Origin of the sequence: Klebsiella sp. K4 (assembly GCF_014596785.2) — a bacterium.
GTDB lineage: Bacteria > Pseudomonadota > Gammaproteobacteria > Enterobacterales > Enterobacteriaceae > Klebsiella > Klebsiella pneumoniae.
On record NZ_CP115021.1, the window covers coordinates 1 to 24,257 of the forward strand.

Sequence of the window (24,257 nt, forward strand, 5' to 3'; positions counted from 1 at the left end):
GTGTCACTTTCGCTTTGGCAGCAGTGTCTTGCCCGATTGCAGGATGAGTTACCAGCCACAGAATTCAGCATGTGGATCCGCCCATTGCAGGCGGAACTGAGCGATAACACGCTGGCACTGTATGCGCCAAACCGTTTTGTGCTCGACTGGGTAAGGGACAAATACCTCAATAATATCAATGGACTCCTCAATGATTTTTGCGGTGCGGACGCCCCGCAGCTGCGTTTTGAGGTGGGCGCTAAGCCCGCCAGCTCGCTGCAGAAAGGGGCGGTAAGCCCGGCTGCGGCGGCCATTCCGGCGGCGCAGGTGCAGACCGCGCGCGCGGCGCCGACGATCGTGCGCCCTGGCTGGGATAATGTCCCGGCGCCGGCGGAGCCGACCTACCGCTCTAACGTTAACGTGAAACACACGTTTGATAACTTCGTCGAAGGTAAATCTAACCAGCTGGCCCGCGCGGCGGCGCGTCAGGTGGCGGATAACCCGGGCGGCGCCTACAACCCCCTGTTCCTCTATGGCGGGACGGGTCTGGGTAAAACTCACCTGCTGCACGCGGTGGGCAACGGCATTGTGGCGCGTAAGCCGAACGCGAAAGTGGTCTATATGCACTCCGAGCGTTTCGTTCAGGACATGGTTAAAGCGCTGCAGAACAACGCCATCGAAGAGTTTAAGCGTTACTACCGCTCCGTTGACGCCCTGCTGATCGATGACATTCAGTTCTTTGCCAATAAAGAACGATCCCAGGAAGAGTTTTTCCACACCTTCAATGCGCTTCTGGAAGGTAATCAGCAGATCATCCTGACGTCGGATCGTTATCCAAAAGAGATCAACGGCGTTGAGGATCGTCTAAAATCCCGCTTCGGCTGGGGGCTGACGGTGGCGATCGAGCCGCCGGAGCTGGAAACCCGCGTCGCGATCCTGATGAAAAAAGCCGACGAGAACGACATCCGCCTGCCGGGCGAAGTGGCGTTCTTTATTGCCAAGCGTCTGCGCTCGAACGTGCGTGAGCTGGAGGGGGCGCTGAACCGCGTTATCGCCAACGCCAACTTCACCGGCCGGGCGATCACCATCGATTTCGTGCGCGAAGCGCTGCGCGATCTGCTGGCGCTGCAGGAAAAACTGGTCACCATCGACAATATTCAAAAGACGGTGGCGGAGTACTACAAGATTAAGGTAGCGGATCTGCTGTCCAAACGCCGCTCCCGTTCGGTGGCGCGTCCTCGCCAGATGGCGATGGCGCTGGCCAAAGAGCTGACCAACCACAGCCTGCCGGAAATCGGCGATGCGTTTGGCGGTCGCGACCATACCACCGTGCTGCACGCCTGCCGTAAGATTGAGCAGCTGCGTGAAGAAAGCCACGACATTAAAGAAGATTTTTCCAATTTAATCAGAACATTATCCTCGTGACGCTATGAAATTTACCGTAGAACGTGAACATTTATTAAAACCGCTGCAACAGGTGAGCGGTCCGTTAGGTGGTCGTCCGACGCTGCCCATTCTCGGTAACCTGCTGCTTCAGGTCGCGGACGGCGCGCTGTCGCTGACCGGTACCGATCTTGAAATGGAGATGGTGGCGCGCGTGGCGCTGGTTCAGCCGCACGAAGCGGGCGCAACGACCGTTCCGGCACGGAAATTCTTTGATATCTGCCGCGGCCTGCCGGAAGGCGCGGAGATCGCGGTTCAGTTGGAAGGCGATCGCATGCTGGTGCGTTCCGGCCGCAGCCGCTTCTCGCTGTCGACCCTGCCCGCCGCCGATTTCCCGAATCTGGATGATTGGCAGAGTGAAGTGGAGTTTACCCTGCCGCAGGCGACCATGAAGCGTCTGATCGAAGCCACCCAGTTCTCGATGGCGCACCAGGATGTTCGTTACTACTTAAACGGCATGCTGTTTGAAACCGAAGGCAGCGAACTGCGCACGGTGGCCACCGATGGTCACCGCCTGGCGGTCTGTTCGATGCCGCTGGAAGCGTCGCTGCCGAACCATTCGGTGATCGTGCCGCGTAAAGGAGTAATTGAGCTGATGCGGATGCTCGACGGCGGGGATACCCCGCTGCGCGTGCAGATTGGCAGCAACAATATCCGCGCCCACGTTGGCGATTTTATCTTCACCTCTAAGCTGGTTGATGGCCGTTTCCCGGATTATCGCCGCGTATTGCCGAAAAATCCGGATAAACACCTCGAAGCGGGCTGCGATATTCTGAAGCAGGCTTTTGCGCGCGCGGCGATTCTCTCCAACGAGAAATTCCGCGGCGTGCGGCTGTACGTTAGCGAAAACCAGCTGAAAATCACCGCCAATAACCCGGAACAGGAAGAAGCGGAAGAGATTCTGGATGTGACCTACGCCGGAACGGAGATGGAGATTGGCTTCAACGTTAGCTATGTGCTGGATGTGCTGAATGCGCTGAAGTGCGAGAATGTACGCATTCTGCTGACGGATTCGGTGTCGAGCGTGCAGATTGAGGATGCGGCCTCTCAATCCGCAGCCTATGTCGTCATGCCTATGAGATTGTAGTGGAAAATATCGGGCTATCTTACTTGCCATTTTCAACCTGGGCTGTGCTCGCCCCTGTCACGTACTTTGTGTACGCTCCAGGGTCTGCGCGCAGTCCGCGTTGAAACTGGCTGCGCCGATAACGCCCTGGCCCAAAGAACGCTGATATGTCACTGACGCGCTTGCTCATCAAAGACTTCCGCAATATTGAAAGCGCGGATCTCGCTTTATCTCCCGGCTTTAACTTCCTGGTTGGCGCGAACGGCAGCGGCAAAACCAGCGTGCTGGAAGCTATCTACACGCTTGGCCACGGCCGGGCATTTCGCAGTTTGCAAATTGGCCGGGTGATCCGACACGAGCAGGATGCGTTTGTTCTGCATGGCCGTCTGCAGGGCGAAGAGCGGGAAACCGCCATCGGCCTGACCAAAGACAAACAGGGCGACAGCAAGGTGCGTATCGACGGCACCGACGGCCACAAAGTGGCGGAGCTGGCGCACCTGATGCCGATGCAGCTGATTACGCCGGAGGGGTTTACTTTACTCAACGGCGGCCCCAAATACAGAAGAGCATTCCTTGACTGGGGATGCTTTCATAACGAAGCCGGATTCTTCACCGCCTGGAGCAACCTGAAGCGCCTGGTCAAGCAGCGCAACGCCGCGCTGCGTCAGGTCAGCCGCTATGCCCAGCTGCGGCCTTGGGATCTGGAATTAATCCCGCTGGCGGAGCAGATCAGCCGCTGGCGTGCCGAATACAGCGCCGCTATCGTCGAAGACATGGCGGATACCTGTCAGCAATTTTTACCGGAATTCACGCTCACCTTCTCTTTCCAGCGCGGCTGGGAAAAAGAGACCGACTACGCGGAGGTGTTGGAGCGGAATTTCGAGCGCGACAGAATGTTAACCTACACCGCCCACGGCCCGCATAAAGCGGATTTTCGCATTCGCGCCGACGGAGCGCCGGTGGAAGATACCTTGTCGCGCGGGCAGCTTAAGCTGCTGATGTGCGCCCTGCGTCTGGCGCAAGGAGAGTTCCTCACCCGCGTCAGCGGGCGGCGCTGCCTGTACCTGATAGATGATTTTGCCTCGGAACTTGATGATGCCCGCCGCGGTCTGTTATCCAGCCGCCTGAAAGCGACGCAGTCGCAGGTTTTCGTCAGCGCGATCAGCGCTGAACACGTTATGGACATGTCGGACAAAAATTCGAAGATGTTCCGCGTGGAAAAAGGTAAAATAACGGATTAACCCAAGATTAAATGAGCGAGAAACGTTGATGTCGAATTCTTATGACTCCTCCAGTATCAAAGTCCTGAAAGGGCTGGATGCGGTGCGTAAGCGCCCGGGTATGTATATCGGCGACACGGATGACGGCACCGGTCTGCACCACATGGTATTCGAGGTTGTGGATAACGCTATCGACGAAGCGCTCGCGGGTTACTGCAAAGATATCGTTGTCACCATCCACAGCGATAACTCCGTCTCCGTCCAGGATGACGGCCGCGGCATCCCGACCGGCATTCACCCGGAAGAGGGCGTCTCCGCAGCGGAAGTTATCATGACCGTCCTGCACGCTGGCGGTAAATTCGATGATAACTCCTATAAAGTTTCCGGCGGTCTGCACGGCGTAGGCGTCTCGGTGGTTAACGCCCTGTCGCAGAAGCTGGAGCTGGTTATCCAGCGCGATAACAAAGTTCACAAGCAGATGTACGAACACGGTGTGCCGCAGGCACCGCTGGCCGTGACTGGCGAAACCGACAAAACCGGCACCATGGTGCGTTTCTGGCCAAGCCTGGAAACCTTCACCAATGTCACCGAATTTGAATATGACATCCTGGCGAAACGCCTGCGCGAGCTGTCGTTCCTGAACTCCGGCGTCTCTATCCGCCTGCGCGATAAGCGCGACGGCAAAGAAGACCATTTCCACTACGAAGGCGGCATCAAGGCGTTCGTTGAGTATCTCAACAAGAACAAAACGCCGATCCACCCGAATATTTTCTATTTCTCCACCGAAAAAGACGGTATCGGCGTGGAAGTGGCCCTGCAGTGGAACGACGGCTTCCAGGAAAATATCTACTGCTTTACCAACAACATTCCGCAGCGTGACGGCGGTACTCACCTCGCCGGCTTCCGCGCGGCGATGACCCGTACCCTTAACGCCTATATGGACAAAGAGGGCTACAGCAAAAAAGCGAAAGTCAGCGCCACCGGCGACGATGCGCGTGAAGGCCTGATTGCCGTGGTATCCGTGAAGGTGCCGGATCCGAAATTCTCCTCGCAGACCAAAGACAAGCTGGTCTCCTCCGAGGTGAAATCGGCGGTGGAGCAGCAGATGAACGAACTGCTGAGCGAATACCTGCTGGAAAACCCATCCGATGCGAAAATCGTGGTCGGCAAAATTATTGACGCCGCGCGCGCCCGTGAGGCCGCACGTCGCGCTCGTGAGATGACTCGTCGTAAAGGCGCGCTGGATCTGGCAGGCCTGCCGGGCAAACTGGCGGATTGCCAGGAGCGCGACCCGGCGCTGTCCGAACTGTACCTGGTGGAAGGGGACTCCGCGGGCGGCTCTGCTAAACAGGGTCGTAACCGCAAGAACCAGGCGATCCTGCCGCTGAAGGGTAAAATCCTTAACGTTGAGAAAGCCCGCTTCGATAAAATGCTCTCTTCCCAGGAAGTGGCGACGCTGATCACCGCGCTGGGCTGCGGCATCGGTCGCGATGAGTACAATCCGGATAAACTGCGCTACCACAGCATCATCATCATGACCGATGCGGACGTCGACGGCTCGCACATTCGTACCCTGCTGTTGACCTTCTTCTATCGTCAGATGCCGGAGATCGTTGAGCGCGGCCACGTCTACATTGCCCAGCCGCCGCTGTACAAAGTGAAGAAAGGCAAGCAGGAACAGTACATTAAAGACGACGAAGCGATGGATCAGTATCAGATCTCCATCGCGCTCGACGGTGCGACCCTGCACACCAACGCCAATGCGCCGGCGCTGGCGGGCGAACCGCTGGAAAAACTGGTTGCCGAGTTCAATGCCACCCAGAAAATGATTGGCCGCATGGAGCGCCGCTTCCCGAAAGCGCTGCTGAAAGAGCTTATCTATCAGCCGACCCTGACCGAGGCCGACCTGGCGGACGAGCAGAAGGTGACCCGCTGGGTGAACACCCTGGTCTCCGAGCTGAACGAGAAAGAACAGCACGGCAGCCAGTGGAAATTCGATCTCCACGAGAACAAAGAACTGCAGCATTTTGAGCCGGTTATTCGCGTACGTACCCACGGCGTGGATACCGACTATCCGCTGGATAACGAGTTCATTATGGGGCCGGAATATCGTCGTATCTGTGCCCTGGGCGAGAAACTGCGCGGCCTGATGGAAGAAGATGCTTACATCGAGCGCGGCGAACGTCGTCAGCCGGTAGCCAGCTTCGAGCAGGCCCTGGACTGGCTGGTGAAAGAGTCCCGTCGCGGTCTCTCCATCCAGCGCTATAAAGGTCTGGGCGAGATGAACCCGGATCAGCTGTGGGAAACCACCATGGATCCGGACAGCCGTCGCATGCTGCGCGTGACCGTCAAGGATGCCATCGCTGCCGATCAGCTGTTCACCACCCTGATGGGTGATGCCGTTGAGCCGCGTCGCGCGTTTATCGAAGAGAATGCCCTGAAAGCGGCGAATATCGATATTTAAGCCGCATGTTTCCCGGTAACGAGTTTTACCGGGGCAACAGGATGTATAAGCCCGGTCGCATCGCGCGATCGGGCTTTTCTTTTGCCGCTAAAAGAGGAATCCGCTGCTGCGGTTCCATCCCCCTTTCTGGCCGACACTTTTACTGTTTTTTGAGCGGAATCGCGTTAGCATGAGGGGAGACTCATCTTACCCGGGGACCCTATGGCTATTAAACTGATTGCAATCGATATGGACGGCACGCTGCTGCTGCCCGACCATACCATCTCTCCAGCGGTGAAAGCCGCCATCGCCGCGGCGCGCGAGCGCGGTGTTAACGTGGTGCTGACCACCGGTCGCCCTTACGCTGGCGTCCACAGCTATTTGAAAGAGCTGCATATGGAGCAGCCGGGTGATTACTGCATTACCTACAATGGCGCGCTGGTGCAGAAGGCTGGTGACGGAAGCACCGTCGCGCAAACCGCGCTGAGCTATGACGACTATCGCTTCCTTGAGCAGCTCTCCCGCGAGGTCGGCTCCCACTTCCATGCGCTGGATCGCAATACGCTGTATACCGCGAACCGCGATATCAGCTACTACACCGTCCACGAATCCTATGTGGCAACCATTCCGCTGGTGTTCTGCGAAGCGGAGAAAATGGATCCTGAGATCCAGCTGCTGAAAGTGATGATGATTGATGAGCCGGCAATCCTCGACCAGGCCATCGCCCGTATTCCGGCGGAAGTGAAAGAGAAGTACACCGTGCTGAAAAGTGCGCCTTACTTCCTCGAAATACTGGATAAACGCGTCAATAAAGGCACTGGCGTGAAGTCGCTGGCCGATGCGCTGGGCATCAAGCCGGAAGAGATTATGGCGATTGGCGATCAGGAAAATGATATCGCGATGATTGAATTTGCCGGCGTCGGCGTGGCAATGGATAACGCCATTCCTGCGGTCAAAGAAGCGGCGAACTTCATCACCAAATCGAACCTTGAAGATGGCGTTGCCTTCGCCATTGAAAAATACGTTTTAGCGTAAACTTCTTTCCGGCCCGGCGTTCGCCGGGTCTGTCTTCTCTTTTTTCATGAACAGATGTTAATCCGCATTTAAATCCCTCAATCCTTGCAGGGGATTCTATAAGCTACCCGCCCTCTTTTTAGCAACTCAGAACTAACATCATACTTTTCATGAATATATACCACCGTTTGATGTTGGTTACGCTGCCATTCGCCTCTGTTCAGATTTGCGCGGCCGCGGAACCAACGGCGCCGCTCGAACCGGCGTATGCCTATCACGGCGCAGAGCCCGCGGATCTGCCGGTGCCAGAAAGTCGCCAGCCTGCGGCCGCAGCATCGTCCTCGCTACTCCCTTTGCTAGGCGATGAGGCCAGAAAGCGCGGCTACGTCCTGCCGCTGCCGTTTGGCGTCAGCATTAACTATATGGATATGCGGCAGAATATTAATGTCGACAGCATTAACTTCACCGGGCTGTCGCTGGATGGCCGCAATATCGATTGCGGTAAGGATCCTGTCTGCAAGCACGCCGTGAAGAATATTTTCGCTAATGGGCCGGTCTCGCTGGATAACGCTTTCCAGATTGGCGTTGGTCATACGCGGGAAAGCAGCAAAACCGAGACGCTCAAGCTGGATGCCTGGCTGCTGCCGTTTATGAACGTTTATGGCCTGGTGGGGCACACCGAAGGGCATTCAATTTCGCAGATAGCTGTCGGCCTGAAGGGACCGAACGGTAAAGTGGTGCCCCTGCCGGGGATGCAGGATCTCGACTTTCGTCTCGATTTTAAAGGTACTACCTACGGGATGGGCACCACCCTGGTGGGCGGCGTCGGCAATTGGTTTACCGTGCTGGACGCCAACTACACGCAAACGCGCTTTGATATCCTCGACGGCAGCATCGATGCGCTTACCTTTTCGCCGCGCGTTGGCTATCGTTTCAGTACGCCATCGGTCGATGCGCTGCATCTCCCCGCCGGAAAGCTAAATCTGTGGGTTGGCAGCATGTATCAGGATGTGCAGCAGGAGTTTAAAGGCAGCCTCAGCGATCTCTCGATGCCGTCGCCGATGCTGCAGAATATGGTTAATCTGGCCAACCAGGACAATAACGGTCGCTTCGATGTGAAGCAGCATCTTCAGTCGCCATGGAACGTTCTGGTGGGCGCGCAATACGAGCTGACGCAGAATTTTAATATTACTACCGAGTTTGGCTTTGCCGAACGTAACAGTTTCTTTATTGCCGGCGAGTATCGCTTTTGAGCCGACTGTTTATCACTTTTCTGCTGCTGATGGCCTGCCCGACAGGCAGCCAGGCCGAGGCGCTCAGCCGCGAGAAAATCGACGGCTGGCTGCAGCATCTCGGCGCCAGCGATAAGTTCGACGCCAGCAAAGGCATCGACTGGGGCGTGATGCCCGGTCCGTTCTATACGCCGGAACTAGGGTTGGGCATTGGCACCGCTGTCGTCGGCCTGTATCGTCCCGACCCGCAGGATACCACCAGCCAGAACTCGACCCTGACGCTCAGCGGCTACGCCAGCTCTACCGGCGCCTTTGGCCTCAGCGTGAAAAACTACACCTTTTTCGATCGTGATCTGTGGCGCGTTTTTGTCGACGGGTCGATAGCCAATACGCCCACTTATTATTGGGGGCAGGGTTTTCATGCCGGGGATAAAGACAATGAAAAAGAGAAGTATACCGCCCAGGTACTGACTCTGCGACCCACCCTTTATCGGCAGCTTATCGATCATGTTTATCTCGGGGCGGGATGGTCGCTGGCGGCGCAGAATGCCTATGAGATGAACCATGACGATCGGCCGAAGATAGAAAACACTCCGCAGGGACCGTCGGTATTCAGCTCCGGCGCCAGCATCGATATCAACTGGGACGATCGCGACTTTGTCCCTAACCCGCGCCGGGGTCAGTATGCCAACCTCCGCTATACCCACTATGCGCCCGGATTAGGTAGCGATACCCGCTTTGAGGAATTTCAGCTGCACTATAGCCATTATCATGCCCTGAGCGAGAAAAGCGTGCTCGCCTGGGAGGCCGATGGCGCCTTCACCCAGGGCGAGGTACCGTGGAGCATGATGCCGCTGCTCGGCAGCGATGAACGGATGCGCGGCTACTACCAGGGGCGCTACCGGGATAAAAACGTCGTCAGCGGCCAGCTGGAATATCGCCGGCAGCTCACCTGGCGGCACGGGATTGTCGCCTGGGCAGGAGCGGGAACCATGGGGCCCTCACTGTCGTCGCTGAATAATGGCCGCTGGCTGCCTTCGGCGGGCGTTGGCTACCGCTTTGAATTCAAACCTCGCGTTAATGTTCGCCTCGACTACGGTATCGGCAATGGCAGCAGCGGCTTTTACTTCCAGGTCGGCGAAGCGTTTTAACGCCTCCTCCCCTTAATTTTCTCTCTTATCGCCTCTTGTCAGGGCCGCTGCGCTTTAGTTTTCATGAATTGTTCTTTTTGTGATCCAAATTGTAGTACAACACAATAATGTTGTACTACATTACGCTCATGTTGATAACGTACAGCATCACGTTAGTAGTACAAACATGAGGCGAAATTCAGCAGCGACGGTAAAGTAGAGCAGTACACATAGAGCACAAGGACTCTCCATGACTCTCAATAAGACCGATCGCATTGTGATCTCGCTGGGCAAACAGATCGTCAGCGGTAAATACGTCCCGGGTTCGGCGCTTCCGGCCGAAGCGGAACTCTGTGAGGAGTTTGAAACCTCGCGCAACATCATCCGCGAAGTGTTTCGTTCCCTGATGGCGAAGCGGCTGATTGAAATGAAGCGCTATCGCGGCGCGTTTGTCGCTCCCAGAAACCAGTGGAACTATCTCGACACCGAGGTGCTGCAGTGGGTACTGGAAAATGACTATGACCCGCGTCTTATCAGCGCGATGAGTGAAGTGCGCAACCTGGTTGAACCCGCCATTGCCCGTTGGGCGGCGGAACGCGCCACCTCAAGCGATCTGGCGGAAATCGAGTCGGCGCTCAATGACATGATCGCCAACAACCAAAACCGGGATGCCTTTAACGAAGCGGATATTCGCTACCACGAGGCGGTGCTGCAGTCAGTACATAACCCGGTTTTGCAGCAGCTTAGCGTGGCGATCAGTTCGCTGCAGCGGGCGGTATTTGAACGGACCTGGATGGGCGATGAAGGCAACATGCCGAAAACCCTCCAGGAACATAAAGCGCTATTTGACGCCATTCGGCATCAGGATAGCGACGCGGCGGAGCAGGCGGCGTTGACGATGATCGCCAGCTCGACACGAAGGCTTAAGGAAATCACATGACGGCTCGCTACATCGCAATAGATTGGGGATCGACGAATTTACGCGCCTGGCTTTATCAGGGCGAAGAATGCCTGGAAAGCAGGCAATCTGAAGCAGGCGTAACGCGCCTGAATGGTCGCTCTCCCGCTGCGGTGTTAGCGGAAATCACACAGCACTGGCGCGATGGCGCCACACCGGTGGTGATGGCAGGGATGGTCGGCAGCAACGTGGGCTGGAAAATCGCCCCTTATTTGCCGCTTCCTGCCGCTTTCTCGGATATTGGCCAGCAGTTAACTGCCGTTGGCGACAATATCTGGATAATTCCCGGCCTTTGCGTTTCCCGTGACGATAACCATAACGTCATGCGTGGGGAAGAAACGCAGCTGCTGGGCGCTCGCGCCTTAGCCCCTTCGTCTGTCTACGTGATGCCGGGAACCCACTGCAAGTGGGTACTGGCCGATCGCCGGCAAATTCACGATTTTCGTACCGTTTTGACCGGTGAATTGCATCATCTGTTGCTTCAGCACTCGCTGGTGGGCGCCGGCTTACCGCCGCAGGAAACGTCCGCTGCCGCATTCGCGGCAGGTCTGCAGCGCGGTATCAACAACCCCGCCGTCCTGCCGCAGCTGTTTGAAGTTCGCGCTTCGCACGTGCTGGGCGCGCTGCCTCGCGAGCAGGTTAGCGAATTTCTTTCCGGCCTGCTGATTGGCGCTGAAGTTGCCACCCTCAGCGACACATTCGCCGGACAGCAGGCGATCAGTCTCGTCGCTGGGTCATCGTTAACATCCCGCTATCAGCAGGCATTCGCCGCCATTGGCCGCGAAGTCAGCGCGGTTGCGGGCGATACGGCATTTCAGACAGGAATAAGGAGCATCGCTTATGCAGTGGCAAACTAACCTTCCACTTATCGCTATCCTGCGCGGTATTACGCCAGACGAGGCGCTGGCTCACGTTGGCGCCGTTATCGACGCCGGTTTCGACGCGGTCGAAATCCCGCTGAACTCGCCGCAGTGGGAGAAAAGTATTCCGCAGGTCGTCGACGCTTACGGCGAGCAGGCGCTTATCGGCGCGGGCACCGTGCTGCAACCGGAGCAGGTCGACAGGCTGGCGGCCATGGGCTGTCGGCTGATTGTGACGCCAAACATTCAACCGGAAGTGATCCGGCGAGCGGTGGGTTACGGCATGACCGTGTGTCCAGGCTGCGCCACCGCCAGCGAAGCCTTTAGCGCGCTCGATGCCGGCGCGCAGGCTCTGAAAATCTTCCCGTCATCGGCTTTTGGCCCGGATTACATCAAAGCGTTGAAAGCCGTGCTTCCGCCCGAGGTTCCGGTCTTTGCCGTTGGCGGCGTGACGCCGGAAAACCTGGCGCAGTGGATTAATGCCGGCTGTGTTGGGGCAGGATTGGGTAGCGATCTCTATCGTGCCGGCCAGCCGGTTGAACGTACCGCGCAGCAGGCAGCCGCATTCGTAAAAGCGTATCGAGAGGCAGTGAAATGAAAATAACCAATATCACCACGTACCGTTTACCTCCGCGTTGGATGTTCCTGAAGATTGAAACCGATGAAGGCATCGTCGGCTGGGGCGAACCGGTGATTGAAGGGCGCGCCCGTACGGTGGAGGCAGCCGTTCATGAATTTGGCGATTACCTGATTGGTCAGGATCCGGCGCGGATTAATGACCTGTGGCAGGTAATGTACCGCGGCGGCTTTTATCGCGGCGGCCCGATTATGATGAGCGCCATCGCCGGTATTGATCAGGCGCTATGGGATATTAAAGGTAAGGTCCTGAATGCCCCAGTGTGGCAACTGATGGGCGGGCTGGTGCGCGACAAAATTAAAGCCTACAGCTGGGTGGGCGGCGACCGCCCCGCCGAAGTGATTGACGGGATTAAGAAGCTGCGCGGCATTGGTTTTGACACCTTTAAATTAAACGGCTGCGAAGAGATGGGTATCATTGATAATTCCCGCGCGGTTGATGCCGCGGTGAATACCGTGGCGCAAATCCGCGAAGCGTTTGGCAATGAAATTGAGTTTGGTCTCGATTTTCACGGCCGCGTTAGCGCGCCGATGGCTAAGGTATTAATTAAAGAGCTGGAGCCATATCGCCCATTATTTATTGAGGAGCCGGTATTAGCCGAGCAGGCGGAATATTATCCGCGGCTGGCGGCGCAAACCCATATTCCCATTGCCGCCGGCGAACGTATGTTTTCGCGCTTTGAATTTAAACGGGTCCTGGAAGCGGGCGGGGTGGCTATTTTACAACCCGATCTGTCGCACGCAGGCGGTATTACCGAATGCTATAAAATTGCCGGCATGGCGGAAGCCTATGACGTTGGGCTGGCGCCGCACTGTCCGCTGGGGCCGATCGCGCTGGCAGCCTGTCTGCACGTTGATTTCGTTTCGCATAACGCGGTCTTCCAGGAGCAGAGCATGGGGATCCATTACAACAAAGGCGCCGAACTGCTTGATTTTGTGAAAAACAAAGAAGATTTCAATATGGAAGGCGGCTTCTTTAAACCTCTGATGAAGCCGGGGCTGGGCGTGGAAATTGATGAGGCCCGCGTGATTGAGTTAAGTAAAAACGCGCCGGACTGGCGAAATCCGTTGTGGCGGTATGAGGATGGATCTGTCGCCGAATGGTAAATGCGCGTCATACTTCGCACTGGTGATGCGTTGGCTGCATTTTCTTACCCTGGTCACATACTATTGTATGCTCCCAGGGATGCGAAAATTTGCCGCCTTTCCCCAGCACGAATTATTTAGCGCATCGCAACATAGTTATTAATAAAAAACAAAAACACCCTCTGTAAATTACCGGGCATGGTGAGCGGTTTCGCTATGCCCAAAATCTGGAGACAGATTGCGATGGATATTTCAGTTACCGCTGTAAAAACCGGGCGTCGCCGTTATTTGACGCTCATCATGATCTTTATTACCGTGGTTATTTGTTATGTTGACCGCGCCAACCTCGCCGTCGCCTCGGCGCATATTCAGGAGGAGTTTGGTATTAGCAAAGCGGAAATGGGCTACGTATTTTCCGCCTTTGCCTGGCTGTATACCCTCTGCCAGATCCCTGGCGGTTGGTTCCTTGACCGCGTGGGATCCAGGCTTACCTACTTTATCGCTATATTTGGCTGGTCGGTGGCGACGTTGCTACAAGGCTTCGCCACCGGCTTAATGTCGCTTATCGGTTTACGCGCCATTACCGGCATCTTCGAAGCGCCAGCCTTCCCGACCAACAACCGCATGGTGACCAGCTGGTTCCCGGAGCACGAGCGCGCTTCCGCCGTCGGGTTTTATACCTCGGGGCAATTTGTTGGCCTGGCTTTCCTCACGCCGCTGCTGATCTGGATCCAGGAGCTATTGAGCTGGCACTGGGTGTTTATCGTTACCGGCGGTATCGGCATTATCTGGTCGCTGATCTGGTTCAAGGTTTATCAACCGCCGCGCCTGACTAAAAGCATCAGTAAAGCCGAACTCGACTATATCCGCGACGGCGGCGGCCTGGTGGATGGCGATGCGCCGGTGAAGAAAGAGGCGCGGCAACCGTTATCGAAAGCGGACTGGAAGCTGGTTTTTCACCGCAAGCTGGTTGGCGTTTACCTTGGACAGTTCGCGGTAACCTCGACGCTGTGGTTCTTCCTGACCTGGTTTCCGAACTACTTAACCCAGGAAAAAGGCATCACCGCGCTGAAGGCCGGCTTTATGACCACGGTGCCCTTCCTCGCCGCGTTTTTTGGCGTCCTGCTGTCTGGTTGGCTGGCGGATAAGCTGGTGAAAAAAGGCTACTCGCTGGGCGTGGCGCGCAAAACGCCGATCATCTGTGGACTGTTGATCTCCACCTGCATCATGGGGGCAAACTACACCAACGACCCCATCTGGATCATGGCGCTGATGGCGCTGGCGTTCTTCGGTAACGGTTTTGCGTCTATCACCTGGTCGCTGGTCTCCTCCCTGGCGCCGATGCGCCTGATCGGCCTGACCGGCGGGGTGTTTAACTTTGTTGGCGGCCTGGGCGGCATCACCGTCCCGCTGGTGATTGGCTATCTGGCGCAGGATTACGGCTTTGGCCCGGCGCTGGTTTATATCTCCGTGGTGGCGTTGATAGGCGCGCTGTCTTATATCCTGCTGGTCGGCGATGTGAAACGTGTAGGCTAATTTTTTGCGATACGCTACCCTGATGCGTAAGTCTCGCATCAGGGTATCGTCATGAAACAAGTCACTTTTGCTCCCCGTCATCACCAGCTTACCAATATTAATACCTGGACTCCCGACAGCCAGTGGCTGGTATTCGACGTTCGTCCGTCCGGCGCATCGTTTACCGGCGAAACCATTGAGCGAGTGAACGTAAACAGCGGTACTGTGGAGACCATTTATCGTGCCACGCAGGGCGCGCACGTGGGCGTGGTAACCGTGCATCCAACCCAGGAGCGCTATGTGTTTATTCATGGCCCCGAGCGGCCGGATGCGCAGTGGCAGTATGATTTTCATCATCGCCGCGGGGTGGTGGCCTTTCAGGGGGCTGTCGAGAATCTGGACGCCATGGACATTACCCCCCCCTACACGCCCGGCGCGCTGCGCGGCGGCAGCCACGTCCATGTCTATAGCCCCAACGGTCAGTTTGTCAGTTTTACCTATAACGATCACGTGCTGCACGAGCGCGATCCGGCGCTGGATCTGCGCAACGTCGGCGTGGCGGCGCCCTATGGACCGGTGACGCCGCAGGGACAGCATCCGCGCGAATATGGCGGCAGCCACTGGTGCGTGCTGGTAAGCCGCACGACGCCGGCACCCGCGCCGGGCAGCGATGAGATTAATCGCGCCTATGAGGAGGGCTGGGTCGGGAACCATACTCTGGCGTTTATTGGCGATACGCTGGCGGAAAATGGCGATAAAGTGCCTGAGCTGTTTATTGTCGATCTGCCGCAGGATGAAGCCGGCTGGAAGCAGCCTGGCGGGGCGCCGCTGGCCGGTACCGCAACCACAATGCCGGCGCCGCCGGCGGGCGTCAGCCAGCGTCGTTTGACCTTCACCCACCATCGCCGCTACCCGGGACTGGTGAACGTCCCGCGCCACTGGGTGCGCGCCAATCCCCAGGCGACGGCGATAGCCTTTCTGATGCGCGACGACGCCGGCGTAGTGCAGCTGTGGCTTATTTCCCCGCAGGGGGGCGAGCCGCGGCAGTTGACGCATCACGCGTCGGGTATCCAGTCGGCGTTTAACTGGCATCCGTCGGGAGAGTGGCTGGGTTTTGCGCTGGAGGATCGGATTGCCTGCTGCCATGCCGGTACGGGAGATATCACCTTTTTAACCGATACGCATGCGCATGCGCCCTCGGCGGACGCGATCGTCTTTTCGCCAGACGGTAAACAGATTGCCTGGATGGAGGAGGTGGACGGTTATCGTCAGCTGTGGGTTACGCAGACCGGACGATAACTTACTGGGCAGGCATCGGCGCTGGCGGGATCACCGAGTTGGTCGCCAGCGTAGCCTTCTCGCTCTTTTCGACCCGAGATTTGATTGAGCTGTCGGTGCGGAACATATCCCACGGCAGCAGCAGGGTATCCATGACGGCGGTGAACGGCATGTCCAGCGCCACCAGCGATTTCACACCCCAGTTGGTATCGCTGTCCCCCAGCGTTTGCGCACTGGATCGCGTGCCCGGATAGGTTCCCTCTTTGCCACCGGTATGTGACATTACGCTGGAGCAACCGCTCAGGCTTATTATCCCGCTGAACAGGACCAGCTTTAACAGTCGTCTGCTTTTCATTGTTCTTCCATTGTCGTTTCGGGCGTTGAGATAACCTTTCAGCGGTTATATCGGGCCATCCCGTGAATGCATAGTGTTATTGCGCCGCACTGTGGCGGGCATCGCACTTTGCTTTTTGTGCTCCTCCACCCAGTCTAAGCAATCATCGATAAACTGCAAAAAAAATTGCCCTCAATCCCTTGAAAAGCACGGGGAGAAACCCATTTTATAGGTGTAACCCACTGAGAATACGCCTGAGGGGTATTCCGGATTACCGCGGCCTGTCCACGATGGAAGGTCATTTGATTCTCGCTGATTTTCAGGAGCTATTTACTATGCGTAACTTCGATCTTTCCCCGCTATATCGTTCAGCCATTGGTTTCGACCGCCTGTTCAACCTGCTGGAAAACAATCAAAGCCAGAGCAACGGCGGCTACCCTCCGTATAACGTCGAGCTGGTAGACGAAAACCACTATCGCATCGCTATCGCGGTGGCTGGCTTTGCTGAAAGCGAGCTGGAGATCACTGCCCAGGACAATCTGCTGATCGTCAAAGGCGCCCACGCCGCCGAGCAGAAAGAGCGGACCTACCTGTATCAGGGGATCGCCGAGCGCAACTTCGAGCGTAAATTCCAGCTGGCGGAAAACATTCACGTCCGCGGCGCCAATCTGGTGAACGGCCTGCTGTATATCGATCTGGAACGGGTGATCCCGGAAGCGAACAAGCCGCGCCGCATCGAAATCAACTAATTGTCCGTTTCAGGCCGCGTGGCGGCCTGATGTAACAACCTGCTCGCCGTCAGGGAGCAGATGCGAATTTACAGAATTCGCAGGTATTCACTCGCTTCTTAGAAGGAGAAAACAGTATGCGTAACTACGATTTATCCCCCCTGCTGCGTCAATGGATCGGTTTTGACAAACTGGCCAGCGCCCTGCAAACCGCCGGTGAAAGCCAAAGCTTCCCGCCCTATAACATCGAAAAAAGCGACGATAACCACTACCGCATTACCCTTGCGCTGGCCGGTTTCCGTCAGGAAGATCTGGATATTCAACTGGAAGGCACCCGTCTGGTGGTGAAAGGCACGCCGCAGCAGCCGGAAAAAGAGACCACATGGCTGCACCAGGGGTTGGTGAGCCAGGCCTTCAGCCTGAGCTTCACCCTCGCCGACAACATGGAGGTCTCTGGCGCGACCTTCACCAATGGCCTGCTGCATATCGATCTGACCCGCAATGAGCCTGAGCAGATCGCCCCGCAGCGTATCGCCATCAGCGAACGACCAGCGTTAAATAGTTAATTAAGCGAATAACTTATAAGGCCCCGATTTTCGGGGCTTTTTTGTGTGCGAGAGCACAATAAACTTCCTTGCTGCAACGGGTGTTTCAGTTTAAAAAACAATCATACTTTGGGACTCACTCAAACAAGGATACGTTATGAACGAACAGCAGCCATTTGAAGCGATTAGAAAGAGCGATGAGGCGGGGCGGGAGTATTGGTCTGCCCGCAACCTTGGTCCCCTGCTTGACTATAAAGAGTGGCGGAATTTTTATAAGGTCATTGCAAAAGCGATAATTTCATGTGAGGCGAGTGGTCATCCCTCGGCAGACCATTTTGTTGAAACCAACAAAATGGTCGAATTAGGTTCTGGCGCCAGCAGGAATCTTGAAGATTTCCACCTCTCACGCTACGCCTGCTATCTGGTAGTGCAAAATGGCGATCCGTCGAAACCGGTGATTGCTGCGGGGCAAACGTACTTTGCCTTGCAAACCCGGCGCCAGGAATTGCAAGATGATCAAATATTTAAGTCTCTACGAGAGGATGAAAAGCGACTGTTCCTGCGCAATGAGCTCAAAGAGCATAATAAACATCTGGTTGAAACGGCCCAACGTGCTGGTGTTGAGACGACTCTTGATTTTGCTGTCTTTCAAAACCATGGTTATAAAGGTCTCTATGGTGGTCTTGACCAAAAAGCAATCCATGAGCGTAAGGGCCTAAAGAAAAGCCAAAAAATACTCGACTATATGGGATCGACTGAGCTCGCGGCCAACCTGTTTCGTGCTACCCAAACGGAAGAAAAACTACGTCGGGACGCGGTTGATTCGAAGCAACTCGCCAACAAAACGCATTATGACGTAGGGCAAAAAGTACGCCAGACTATTAAAGACCTGGGTGGCACTATGCCTGAAGCACTTCCTTCCCCGGAGAAAAGTATTCAGCAACTCACTATCGCAGCGAAAAATAAGAACGCGCCTGAGTAGCGTATCTTACTCCATGATTATTGTGCGCCAGGCAGCATACAATCCGCCTGGCCGCGGTCATAATCCCTGTTAATAATAATGTTATTCACAGGGACGGTACCATGAGTGAGATAGCATTGACGGTCAGCGTGCTGGCGCTGGTGGCGGTGGTTGGGTTGTGGATCGGCAATGTCAAAATCCGCGGCGTTGGCTTTGGTATTGGCGGCGTGTTATTTGGCGGCATTATCGTCGGCCACTTTGTCGATCAGGCGGGCGTCGCCCTCAGCAGCCCGATGCTGCATTTTATTCAGGAATTCGGCTTGATCCTGTTCGTCTACACCATCGGCATCCAGGTGGGGCCGGGCTTTTTCGCCTCGCTGCGGGTCTCTGGCCTGCGGCTCAATCTGTTCGCTATTCTTATCGTTATCCTCGGCGGCCTGGTGACCGCGGTGCTGCATAAACTGTTCAATATTCCTCTCCCGGTGGTGCTCGGCATCTTTTCCGGCGCGGTGACCAACACGCCGGCGCTGGGGGCCGGGCAGCAAATTCTGCGCGATCTGGGGGTGCCGTTCGAGGTGGTTGATCAGATGGGGATGAGCTACGCGATGGCGTATCCGTTCGGCATCTGCGGCATTCTGCTGACCATGTGGCTGGTGCGTCTGTTCTTTCGCATCAATGTCGAGAAAGAGGCCCAGCGGTTTGAGGAGAGCAGCGGTAACGGCCACGCCCATTTGCACACCATTAACGTGCGGGTGGAGAACCCCAACCTCAACCAGATGGCGATTCAGGATGTGCCGATGCTCAATAGCGACAACATCGTCTGTTCGCGGCTGAAACGCGGTGAGCTGTTGATGGTGCCTGCGCCGGGCACCCTTATCCAGGCTGGCGACCTGCTGCACCTGGTGGGGCGACCTGAGGATTTGCACAATGCGCAGCTGGTGATAGGCCAGGAGGTGGCGACCTCGCTGTCGACGCGCGGCACCGATCTGAAAGTGGAGCGGGTGGTGGTCACTAACGAAAAAGTGCTGGGGAAGAAAATACGCGATCTGCACGTCAAACAGCGCTATGACGTAGTGATCTCCCGGCTTAACCGGGCAGGCGTCGAGCTGGTAGCCAGCAGCAGCGCCAGCCTGCAGTTTGGTGACATCCTCAACCTGGTCGGCCGTCCGGAGGCAATTGACGCCGTGGCCGCCGAACTGGGTAACGCTCAGCAGAAGCTGCAGCAGGTCCAGATGCTGCCGGTGTTTATCGGCATCGGACTCGGGGTACTGCTGGGATCTATCCCGTTGTTTATTCCCGGCTTCCCTGCCGCACTGAAGCTGGGACTGGCCGGTGGGCCGCTGATTATGGCGCTGATCCTTGGGCGTATCGGCAGCATCGGCAAGCTGTACTGGTTTATGCCGCCGAGCGCCAACCTGGCGCTGCGCGAGCTGGGGATAGTGCTGTTTCTGGCGGTGGTCGGGCTAAAATCGGGGGGTGACTTTGTCGCCACCCTGACCCAGGGCGATGGTCTGAGCTGGATCGCTTACGGCATTTTCATCACCGCCATCCCGCTGCTGACGGTGGGCATCCTCGCGCGCATGCTGGCGAAAATGAACTATCTGACGCTGTGCGGCATGCTGGCCGGCTCCATGACCGACCCGCCGGCGCTGGCCTTCGCCAACAACCTGCACGCCACCAGCGGCGCAGCGGCGCTCTCGTATGCCACCGTCTATCCGCTGGTGATGTTCCTGCGCATTATCACCCCGCAGCTACTCGCCGTGCTGTTCTGGGGGCTAAGCTAGCGGGCTTTGCGCCTGGACGCGGCGCAGGTGATAGTCCACCTGATACTCGCTGGCGTTGCGGAACATGACCGAATAGTTAAGAAACTCGCCGCTGTCGCTGTAGGAAAGGGAGGTAATACGCAGCAGCGGCGTCTGCTCCGGGACGTTCATTGAGCGCGCCAGCTGCTTGTCCGCCAGCACCGGCGTCAGCGTTTCATAGTTCCCGCTGATGATGATCCCGCACTCTTTCTCAATATAATCAAATTTCGACCCTTCCAGATGACTCAGCGACAGGTTGCGGAACAGCTTCACCGGCATATAGCTATCCTCCAGCATCAGCGGCTTGCCGTCGACGTAGCGCACCCGCCGTGAGAAGTAGATCCGTTCATCAATTTTAATCCGCAGCAGACTGGCGATGGCCGGCGGGGCGGGCATCACCTCGAAGGCCAGCACCTGACTCACCACCTCTTTACCCTGCTTGCGCAGCACTTCCGCCAGGCCGGTCAGATTGCTGGTTTCATGATGGACGTCTTTACGCGCCACGTAAGTTCCCGAGCCGTGGCGACGCACAACCAATCCCCAGTCCACCAGCAGATCGATGGCTTTGCGAATAGTCATGCGCGCCACTCCGAACTCCTCGGCCAGTTTTTTCTCTCCTGGTAGCGGGCTGCCGATGGCGAAGTCGGCGGAATTCAGCCGCAGCCGCAGGCGGTCAGCAATGGATTTGTAGATCACCAGTAGTCCTCTTGTTCATGAAAAGGGGATGTCGCTTTGTGCTCTTTTTTCTAAAAAAGTAGTTTAATTACAATCAATTAAGACTAATTCATTAAGTTAATTTCGCTGCCTGACTTATCGATGTCTAACTTTTGTTATCGAAGTAGACAACTTTGGCCAAATTAAAACCATGAATGGGATCACGAATCGCAACGGCGCGGCATGTTGTCGGACGGGCAAATTTTTATTCTCCAGTCAGGCCGGTAATCAAGAAAAAGAAGGCCACTCACCCTACGAGTTGTTACATGAGGATTTCCCAATGCTCAGTCAAATACAACGCTTTGGCGGCGCCATGTTTACCCCGGTTTTATTGTTTCCTTTTGCCGGGATCGTGGTCGGTATCGCCATCATGCTGCGCAACCCGATGTTCGTCGGCGAAGCGCTGACCGCACCCGACAGCCTGTTTGCCCAGATCGTTCACATCATTGAGGAGGGCGGCTGGACCGTCTTTCGTAATATGCCGCTGATTTTCGCCGTCGGTCTGCCGATCGGCCTGGCGAAACAGGCCCAGGGCCGGGCCTGTCTGGCGGTGCTGGTGAGCTTTCTCACCTGGAACTATTTTATCAACGCCATGGGGGTGACCTGGGGCCACTTCTTCGGCGTCGATTTTTCCGCTGAACCCACGGCCGGCAGCGGCCTGACGATGATTGCCGGGATTAAAACCCTCGACACCAGCATTATCGGCGCCATCGTCATCTCCGGTCTGGTGACGGCCCTGCACAATCGCTATTTCGATAAACCCCTGCCGGTATTCCTCGGCATCTTTCAGGGTTCATCGTTTGTGGTCATTGTCGCCTTCCTCGCGATGATCCCTTGCGCCTGGCTGACCCTGCTCGGCTGGCCAAAGGTCCAGCTGGGTATTGAATCGCTGCAGGCCTTTCTGCGCTCAGCCGGGGCGCTTGGGGTGTGGGTTTACATCTTCCTTGAGCGCATCCTGATCCCCACCGGCCTGCACCACTTCGTCTATGGCCCGTTCATCTTTGGCCCTGCGGTGGTGGAGGGCGGACTGCAGGTCTACTGGGCAGAGCATCTGCAGGCGTTCAGTCAGAGTACGGAACCGCTGAAGACGCTGTTCCCGGAGGGCGGCTTTGCCCTGCACGGTAACTCGAAAGTGTTTGGGTCGGTGGGGATTGCGCTGGCGCTCTATTTCACCGCCGCGCCGGAAAACCGCGTCAAGGTCGCCGGCCTGCTGATCCCCGCCACCCTGACCGCGATGCTGGTCGGGATCACTGAGCCGCTGGAGTTCACCTTCCTCTTCATCTCGCCGCTGCTGTTCGCCGTTCACGCGGTGCTGGCGGCGACTATGGCGACGGTGATGTACATCTGCGGGGTAGTAGGCAACTTCGGCGGCGGCCTGCTCGATCAATTCTTGCCGCAAAACTGGATCCCAATGTTCCATCACCACGCTTCGATGATGTTCATTCAGATAGGCATCGGCCTCTGTTTCACCGCCCTCTACTTCGTAGTCTTCCGTACCCTGATCCTGCGTCTGAACCTGAAGACGCCTGGCAGGGAAGAGAGCGAAATCAAGCTCTACAGCAAGGCCGATTACCAGGCGGCACGAGGTAAAACCACGGCCGCCGCCGCGCCAGAGACCCGGCTGGGTCAGGCCGCTGGCTTCCTGCAGGCCCTCGGCGGCGCCGACAACATTGAAAGCATCAACAACTGCGCCACCCGACTGCGCATCGCGCTGGTCGATATGGCGAAAACGCAAAGTGACGATGTCTTTAAAGCGCTGGGCGCCCACGGGGTAGTACGCCGCGGCAACGGGATTCAGGTCATCGTCGGCCTGCACGTTCCCCAGGTGCGCGACCAGCTGGAAAACCTGATGAAAGATTCTCTTTCGACCGAACATACCACCATGACGGAGGCAGTATCATGAAAAAATTCTCAGTTGTTATCGCAGGCGGCGGCAGCACCTTCACCCCGGGCATTGTCCTGATGCTGCTGGCAAACCAGGATCGTTTTCCGCTGCGGTCGCTGAAATTTTACGACAACGACGGCGCGCGCCAGGAGACCATCGCCGAGGCGTGCAAAGTGATCCTCAAAGAGCAGGCGCCGGAGATTGAGTTCAGCTATACCACCGATCCGCAGGCGGCGTTTACTGATGTTGATTTTGTCATGGCGCATATCCGCGTCGGGAAATATCCGATGCGTGAACAGGATGAGAAAATCCCGCTACGCCACGGCGTGCTGGGCCAGGAGACCTGCGGACCGGGCGGGATCGCCTACGGTATGCGCTCTATCGGCGGCGTGCTGGAGTTGGTGGATTATATGGAAAAATATTCGCCGAACGCCTGGATGCTTAACTACTCCAACCCGGCGGCGATTGTGGCGGAAGCCACTCGTCGTCTGCGGCCGAACGCCAAAATCCTCAACATCTGCGATATGCCGATCGGCATTGAAGGGCGGATGGCGCAGATTGTCGGCCTCAAAGACCGTAAACAGATGCGCGTGCGCTACTACGGCCTCAACCATTTCGGCTGGTGGACCTCGATTGAGGACCTCGACGGCAATGATTTGATGCCGAAACTGCGCGAATATGTGGCGAAATACGGCTATGTGCCGCCCTCGAACGATCCGCACACCGAGGCCAGCTGGAACGACACCTTTGCCAAAGCGAAAGATGTGCAGGCGCTGGATCCGCAGACCATGCCGAACACCTACCTGAAATATTATCTGTTCCCGGACTATGTGGTAGCCCACTCCAACCCGGAACGCACCCGCGCCAATGAGGTGATGGATCATCGGGAGAAAAACGTCTTCAGCGCCTGCCGGGCGATCATCGCCGCCGGGAAATCCACCGCCGGCGATCTGGAGATTGACGAGCATGCCTCCTATATCGTCGATCTGGCGACGGCTATCGCCTTTAACACGCAGGAAAGGATGCTGCTGATTGTGCCGAACAATGGCGCGATCCATAACTTTGACGCCGACGCGATGGTGGAGATCCCTTGTCTGGTAGGCCACAACGGACCGGAGCCGCTGACGGTAGGCGACATCCCGCATTTCCAGAAAGGGCTGATGAGCCAGCAGGTGGCAGTGGAAAAACTGGTGGTCGATGCCTGGGAACAGCGCTCTTACCACAAGCTGTGGCAGGCGATTACCCTGTCGAAAACCGTGCCGAGCGCCTCGGTGGCGAAAGCGATCCTCGACGACCTCATTGCCGCCAACAAAGATTACTGGCCTGAGCTGCATTAATCCCCGTTATAATACCGGCGCCCTGCGGGGCGCCGGTTCTTCTCCCCGGTTCCTGATTTACGCTATGCTGAAGCCTGCAGCGCGATGAACA

21 protein-coding genes and 1 other annotated feature are annotated in these 24,257 nt (G+C 56.7%); of the genes, 19 read left to right on the forward strand and 2 right to left on the reverse strand.

The window, feature by feature from the left end:
• From dnaA to IB144_RS00065, 13 genes are all read left to right on the forward strand, one after another.
• A complete protein-coding gene (gene dnaA, locus IB144_RS00005; RefSeq protein WP_004151534.1) occupies window positions 1–1,404 on the forward strand; it encodes a chromosomal replication initiator protein DnaA in 1,404 nt (467 codons plus the stop codon).
• Between the two features lie 4 nt (window positions 1,405–1,408).
• A complete protein-coding gene (gene dnaN, locus IB144_RS00010; RefSeq protein WP_004145090.1) occupies window positions 1,409–2,509 on the forward strand; it encodes a DNA polymerase III subunit beta in 1,101 nt (366 codons plus the stop codon).
• Window positions 2,510–2,655: 146 nt separating this feature from the next.
• Window positions 2,656–3,729: a DNA replication/repair protein RecF gene (recF, locus tag IB144_RS00015; RefSeq protein ID WP_004151532.1), complete on the forward strand. Its 1,074-nt coding sequence runs from the start codon at window positions 2,656–2,658 to the stop codon at window positions 3,727–3,729.
• A gap of 28 nt (window positions 3,730–3,757) precedes the next feature.
• The gene (gyrB, locus tag IB144_RS00020) at window positions 3,758–6,172 is read left to right on the forward strand and encodes a DNA topoisomerase (ATP-hydrolyzing) subunit B (RefSeq protein WP_004173845.1); all 2,415 of its coding nucleotides are present in this window, start codon (window positions 3,758–3,760) and stop codon (window positions 6,170–6,172) included.
• 201 nt (window positions 6,173–6,373) lie between these two features.
• The gene (gene yidA / locus IB144_RS00025; RefSeq protein ID WP_004151530.1) at window positions 6,374–7,186 is read left to right on the forward strand and encodes a sugar-phosphatase; all 813 of its coding nucleotides are present in this window, start codon (window positions 6,374–6,376) and stop codon (window positions 7,184–7,186) included.
• A gap of 149 nt (window positions 7,187–7,335) precedes the next feature.
• The gene (locus IB144_RS00030; RefSeq protein ID WP_074424970.1) at window positions 7,336–8,418 is read left to right on the forward strand and encodes a hypothetical protein; all 1,083 of its coding nucleotides are present in this window, start codon (window positions 7,336–7,338) and stop codon (window positions 8,416–8,418) included.
• Complete coding sequence (locus IB144_RS00035) at window positions 8,415–9,548, forward strand: BamA/TamA family outer membrane protein (RefSeq protein ID WP_023280681.1); 1,134 nt, start codon at window positions 8,415–8,417, stop codon at window positions 9,546–9,548. Before IB144_RS00030 ends, IB144_RS00035 begins: the two co-directional genes overlap by 4 nt.
• Window positions 9,549–9,777: 229 nt before the next feature.
• Complete coding sequence (gene dgoR / locus IB144_RS00040) at window positions 9,778–10,467, forward strand: D-galactonate utilization transcriptional regulator DgoR (protein WP_004145084.1); 690 nt, start codon at window positions 9,778–9,780, stop codon at window positions 10,465–10,467.
• On the forward strand, window positions 10,464–11,342 hold the full coding sequence (locus IB144_RS00045) for a 2-dehydro-3-deoxygalactonokinase (RefSeq protein ID WP_004145083.1): 879 nt from the start codon (window positions 10,464–10,466) through the stop codon (window positions 11,340–11,342). The genes dgoR and IB144_RS00045 overlap by 4 nt, the downstream gene beginning before the upstream one ends.
• Window positions 11,326–11,943, forward strand: coding sequence for a 2-dehydro-3-deoxy-6-phosphogalactonate aldolase (locus IB144_RS00050; RefSeq protein WP_004181595.1), 618 nt, complete (start codon window positions 11,326–11,328; stop codon window positions 11,941–11,943). Before IB144_RS00045 ends, IB144_RS00050 begins: the two co-directional genes overlap by 17 nt.
• The gene (gene dgoD, locus IB144_RS00055) at window positions 11,940–13,088 is read left to right on the forward strand and encodes a galactonate dehydratase (protein ID WP_004150286.1); all 1,149 of its coding nucleotides are present in this window, start codon (window positions 11,940–11,942) and stop codon (window positions 13,086–13,088) included. Before IB144_RS00050 ends, dgoD begins: the two co-directional genes overlap by 4 nt.
• Window positions 13,089–13,265: 177 nt before the next feature.
• Window positions 13,266–14,603: an MFS transporter gene (locus IB144_RS00060; RefSeq protein ID WP_004150285.1), complete on the forward strand. Its 1,338-nt coding sequence runs from the start codon at window positions 13,266–13,268 to the stop codon at window positions 14,601–14,603.
• Window positions 14,604–14,654: 51 nt separating this feature from the next.
• Complete coding sequence (locus IB144_RS00065; RefSeq protein WP_004150284.1) at window positions 14,655–15,881, forward strand: DUF3748 domain-containing protein; 1,227 nt, start codon at window positions 14,655–14,657, stop codon at window positions 15,879–15,881.
• 1 nt (window position 15,882) lies between these two features.
• Here IB144_RS00065 and IB144_RS00070 read toward each other — a convergent pair whose 3' ends face one another.
• Window positions 15,883–16,215, reverse strand: coding sequence for a YceK/YidQ family lipoprotein (locus tag IB144_RS00070; RefSeq protein ID WP_004151524.1), 333 nt, complete (start codon window positions 16,213–16,215; stop codon window positions 15,883–15,885).
• Between the two features lie 245 nt (window positions 16,216–16,460).
• Window positions 16,461–16,536 (forward strand) — a sequence feature (ROSE (Repression Of Heat Shock gene Expression) occurs in the 5'-region of heat shock genes and acts as an RNA thermometer to modulate expression.).
• Here IB144_RS00070 and ibpA point away from each other — a divergent pair.
• The 4 genes from ibpA (at window position 16,530) to IB144_RS00090 (ending at window position 20,212) form a co-directional block, all read left to right on the forward strand.
• Window positions 16,530–16,943, forward strand: a complete 414-nt coding sequence (gene ibpA / locus IB144_RS00075; protein ID WP_004151523.1) for a small heat shock chaperone IbpA — start codon at window positions 16,530–16,532, stop codon at window positions 16,941–16,943. It overlaps the preceding feature by 7 nt.
• Window positions 16,944–17,059: 116 nt before the next feature.
• The gene (gene ibpB / locus IB144_RS00080; protein WP_004145074.1) at window positions 17,060–17,488 is read left to right on the forward strand and encodes a small heat shock chaperone IbpB; all 429 of its coding nucleotides are present in this window, start codon (window positions 17,060–17,062) and stop codon (window positions 17,486–17,488) included.
• Window positions 17,489–17,624: 136 nt separating this feature from the next.
• Window positions 17,625–18,449 carry a DNA damage-inducible protein D gene (gene dinD, locus IB144_RS00085; RefSeq protein ID WP_009308837.1) on the forward strand — a complete coding sequence of 275 codons (825 nt, stop codon included), beginning with the start codon at window positions 17,625–17,627 and terminating at the stop codon, window positions 18,447–18,449.
• Window positions 18,450–18,550: 101 nt separating this feature from the next.
• Window positions 18,551–20,212 (forward strand): putative transporter, encoded by a 1,662-nt coding sequence (locus tag IB144_RS00090; RefSeq protein WP_009485050.1) that lies wholly within the window; start codon window positions 18,551–18,553, stop codon window positions 20,210–20,212.
• On the opposite strand, the gene IB144_RS00095 is transcribed toward IB144_RS00090, so the two are convergent.
• Window positions 20,204–20,926: a GntR family transcriptional regulator gene (locus tag IB144_RS00095; protein WP_004151520.1), complete on the reverse strand. Its 723-nt coding sequence runs from the start codon at window positions 20,924–20,926 to the stop codon at window positions 20,204–20,206. The genes IB144_RS00090 and IB144_RS00095 overlap by 9 nt on opposite strands.
• 298 nt (window positions 20,927–21,224) lie before the next feature.
• On the opposite strand from IB144_RS00095, the gene IB144_RS00100 reads away from it, so the two are divergent.
• Together IB144_RS00100 and IB144_RS00105 are read left to right on the forward strand one after the other, a co-directional pair.
• Complete coding sequence (locus IB144_RS00100) at window positions 21,225–22,847, forward strand: alpha-glucoside-specific PTS transporter subunit IIBC (RefSeq protein ID WP_065888787.1); 1,623 nt, start codon at window positions 21,225–21,227, stop codon at window positions 22,845–22,847.
• Window positions 22,844–24,166, forward strand: coding sequence for a 6-phospho-alpha-glucosidase (locus tag IB144_RS00105; protein ID WP_002923306.1), 1,323 nt, complete (start codon window positions 22,844–22,846; stop codon window positions 24,164–24,166). Before IB144_RS00100 ends, IB144_RS00105 begins: the two co-directional genes overlap by 4 nt.
• Window positions 24,167–24,257: the final 91 nt, after the last annotated feature.

Coding starts and splice junctions, on each gene's coding strand:
- dnaN (WP_004145090.1), top strand. CDS start 1,409: ATGAAATTTACCGTAGAACGTGAACATTTATTAAAACCGCTGCAACAG.
- recF (WP_004151532.1), top strand. CDS start 2,656: ATGTCACTGACGCGCTTGCTCATCAAAGACTTCCGCAATATTGAAAGC.
- gyrB (WP_004173845.1), top strand. CDS start 3,758: ATGTCGAATTCTTATGACTCCTCCAGTATCAAAGTCCTGAAAGGGCTG.
- yidA (WP_004151530.1), top strand. CDS start 6,374: ATGGCTATTAAACTGATTGCAATCGATATGGACGGCACGCTGCTGCTG.
- IB144_RS00030 (WP_074424970.1), top strand. CDS start 7,336: ATGAATATATACCACCGTTTGATGTTGGTTACGCTGCCATTCGCCTCT.
- dgoR (WP_004145084.1), top strand. CDS start 9,778: ATGACTCTCAATAAGACCGATCGCATTGTGATCTCGCTGGGCAAACAG.
- IB144_RS00045 (WP_004145083.1), top strand. CDS start 10,464: ATGACGGCTCGCTACATCGCAATAGATTGGGGATCGACGAATTTACGC.
- IB144_RS00050 (WP_004181595.1), top strand. CDS start 11,326: ATGCAGTGGCAAACTAACCTTCCACTTATCGCTATCCTGCGCGGTATT.
- dgoD (WP_004150286.1), top strand. CDS start 11,940: ATGAAAATAACCAATATCACCACGTACCGTTTACCTCCGCGTTGGATG.
- IB144_RS00060 (WP_004150285.1), top strand. CDS start 13,266: ATGGTGAGCGGTTTCGCTATGCCCAAAATCTGGAGACAGATTGCGATG.
- IB144_RS00065 (WP_004150284.1), top strand. CDS start 14,655: ATGAAACAAGTCACTTTTGCTCCCCGTCATCACCAGCTTACCAATATT.
- IB144_RS00070 (WP_004151524.1), bottom strand. CDS start 16,215: ATGAAAAGCAGACGACTGTTAAAGCTGGTCCTGTTCAGCGGGATAATA.
- ibpA (WP_004151523.1), top strand. CDS start 16,530: ATGCGTAACTTCGATCTTTCCCCGCTATATCGTTCAGCCATTGGTTTC.
- ibpB (WP_004145074.1), top strand. CDS start 17,060: ATGCGTAACTACGATTTATCCCCCCTGCTGCGTCAATGGATCGGTTTT.
- dinD (WP_009308837.1), top strand. CDS start 17,625: ATGAACGAACAGCAGCCATTTGAAGCGATTAGAAAGAGCGATGAGGCG.
- IB144_RS00090 (WP_009485050.1), top strand. CDS start 18,551: ATGAGTGAGATAGCATTGACGGTCAGCGTGCTGGCGCTGGTGGCGGTG.
- IB144_RS00100 (WP_065888787.1), top strand. CDS start 21,225: ATGCTCAGTCAAATACAACGCTTTGGCGGCGCCATGTTTACCCCGGTT.
- IB144_RS00105 (WP_002923306.1), top strand. CDS start 22,844: ATGAAAAAATTCTCAGTTGTTATCGCAGGCGGCGGCAGCACCTTCACC.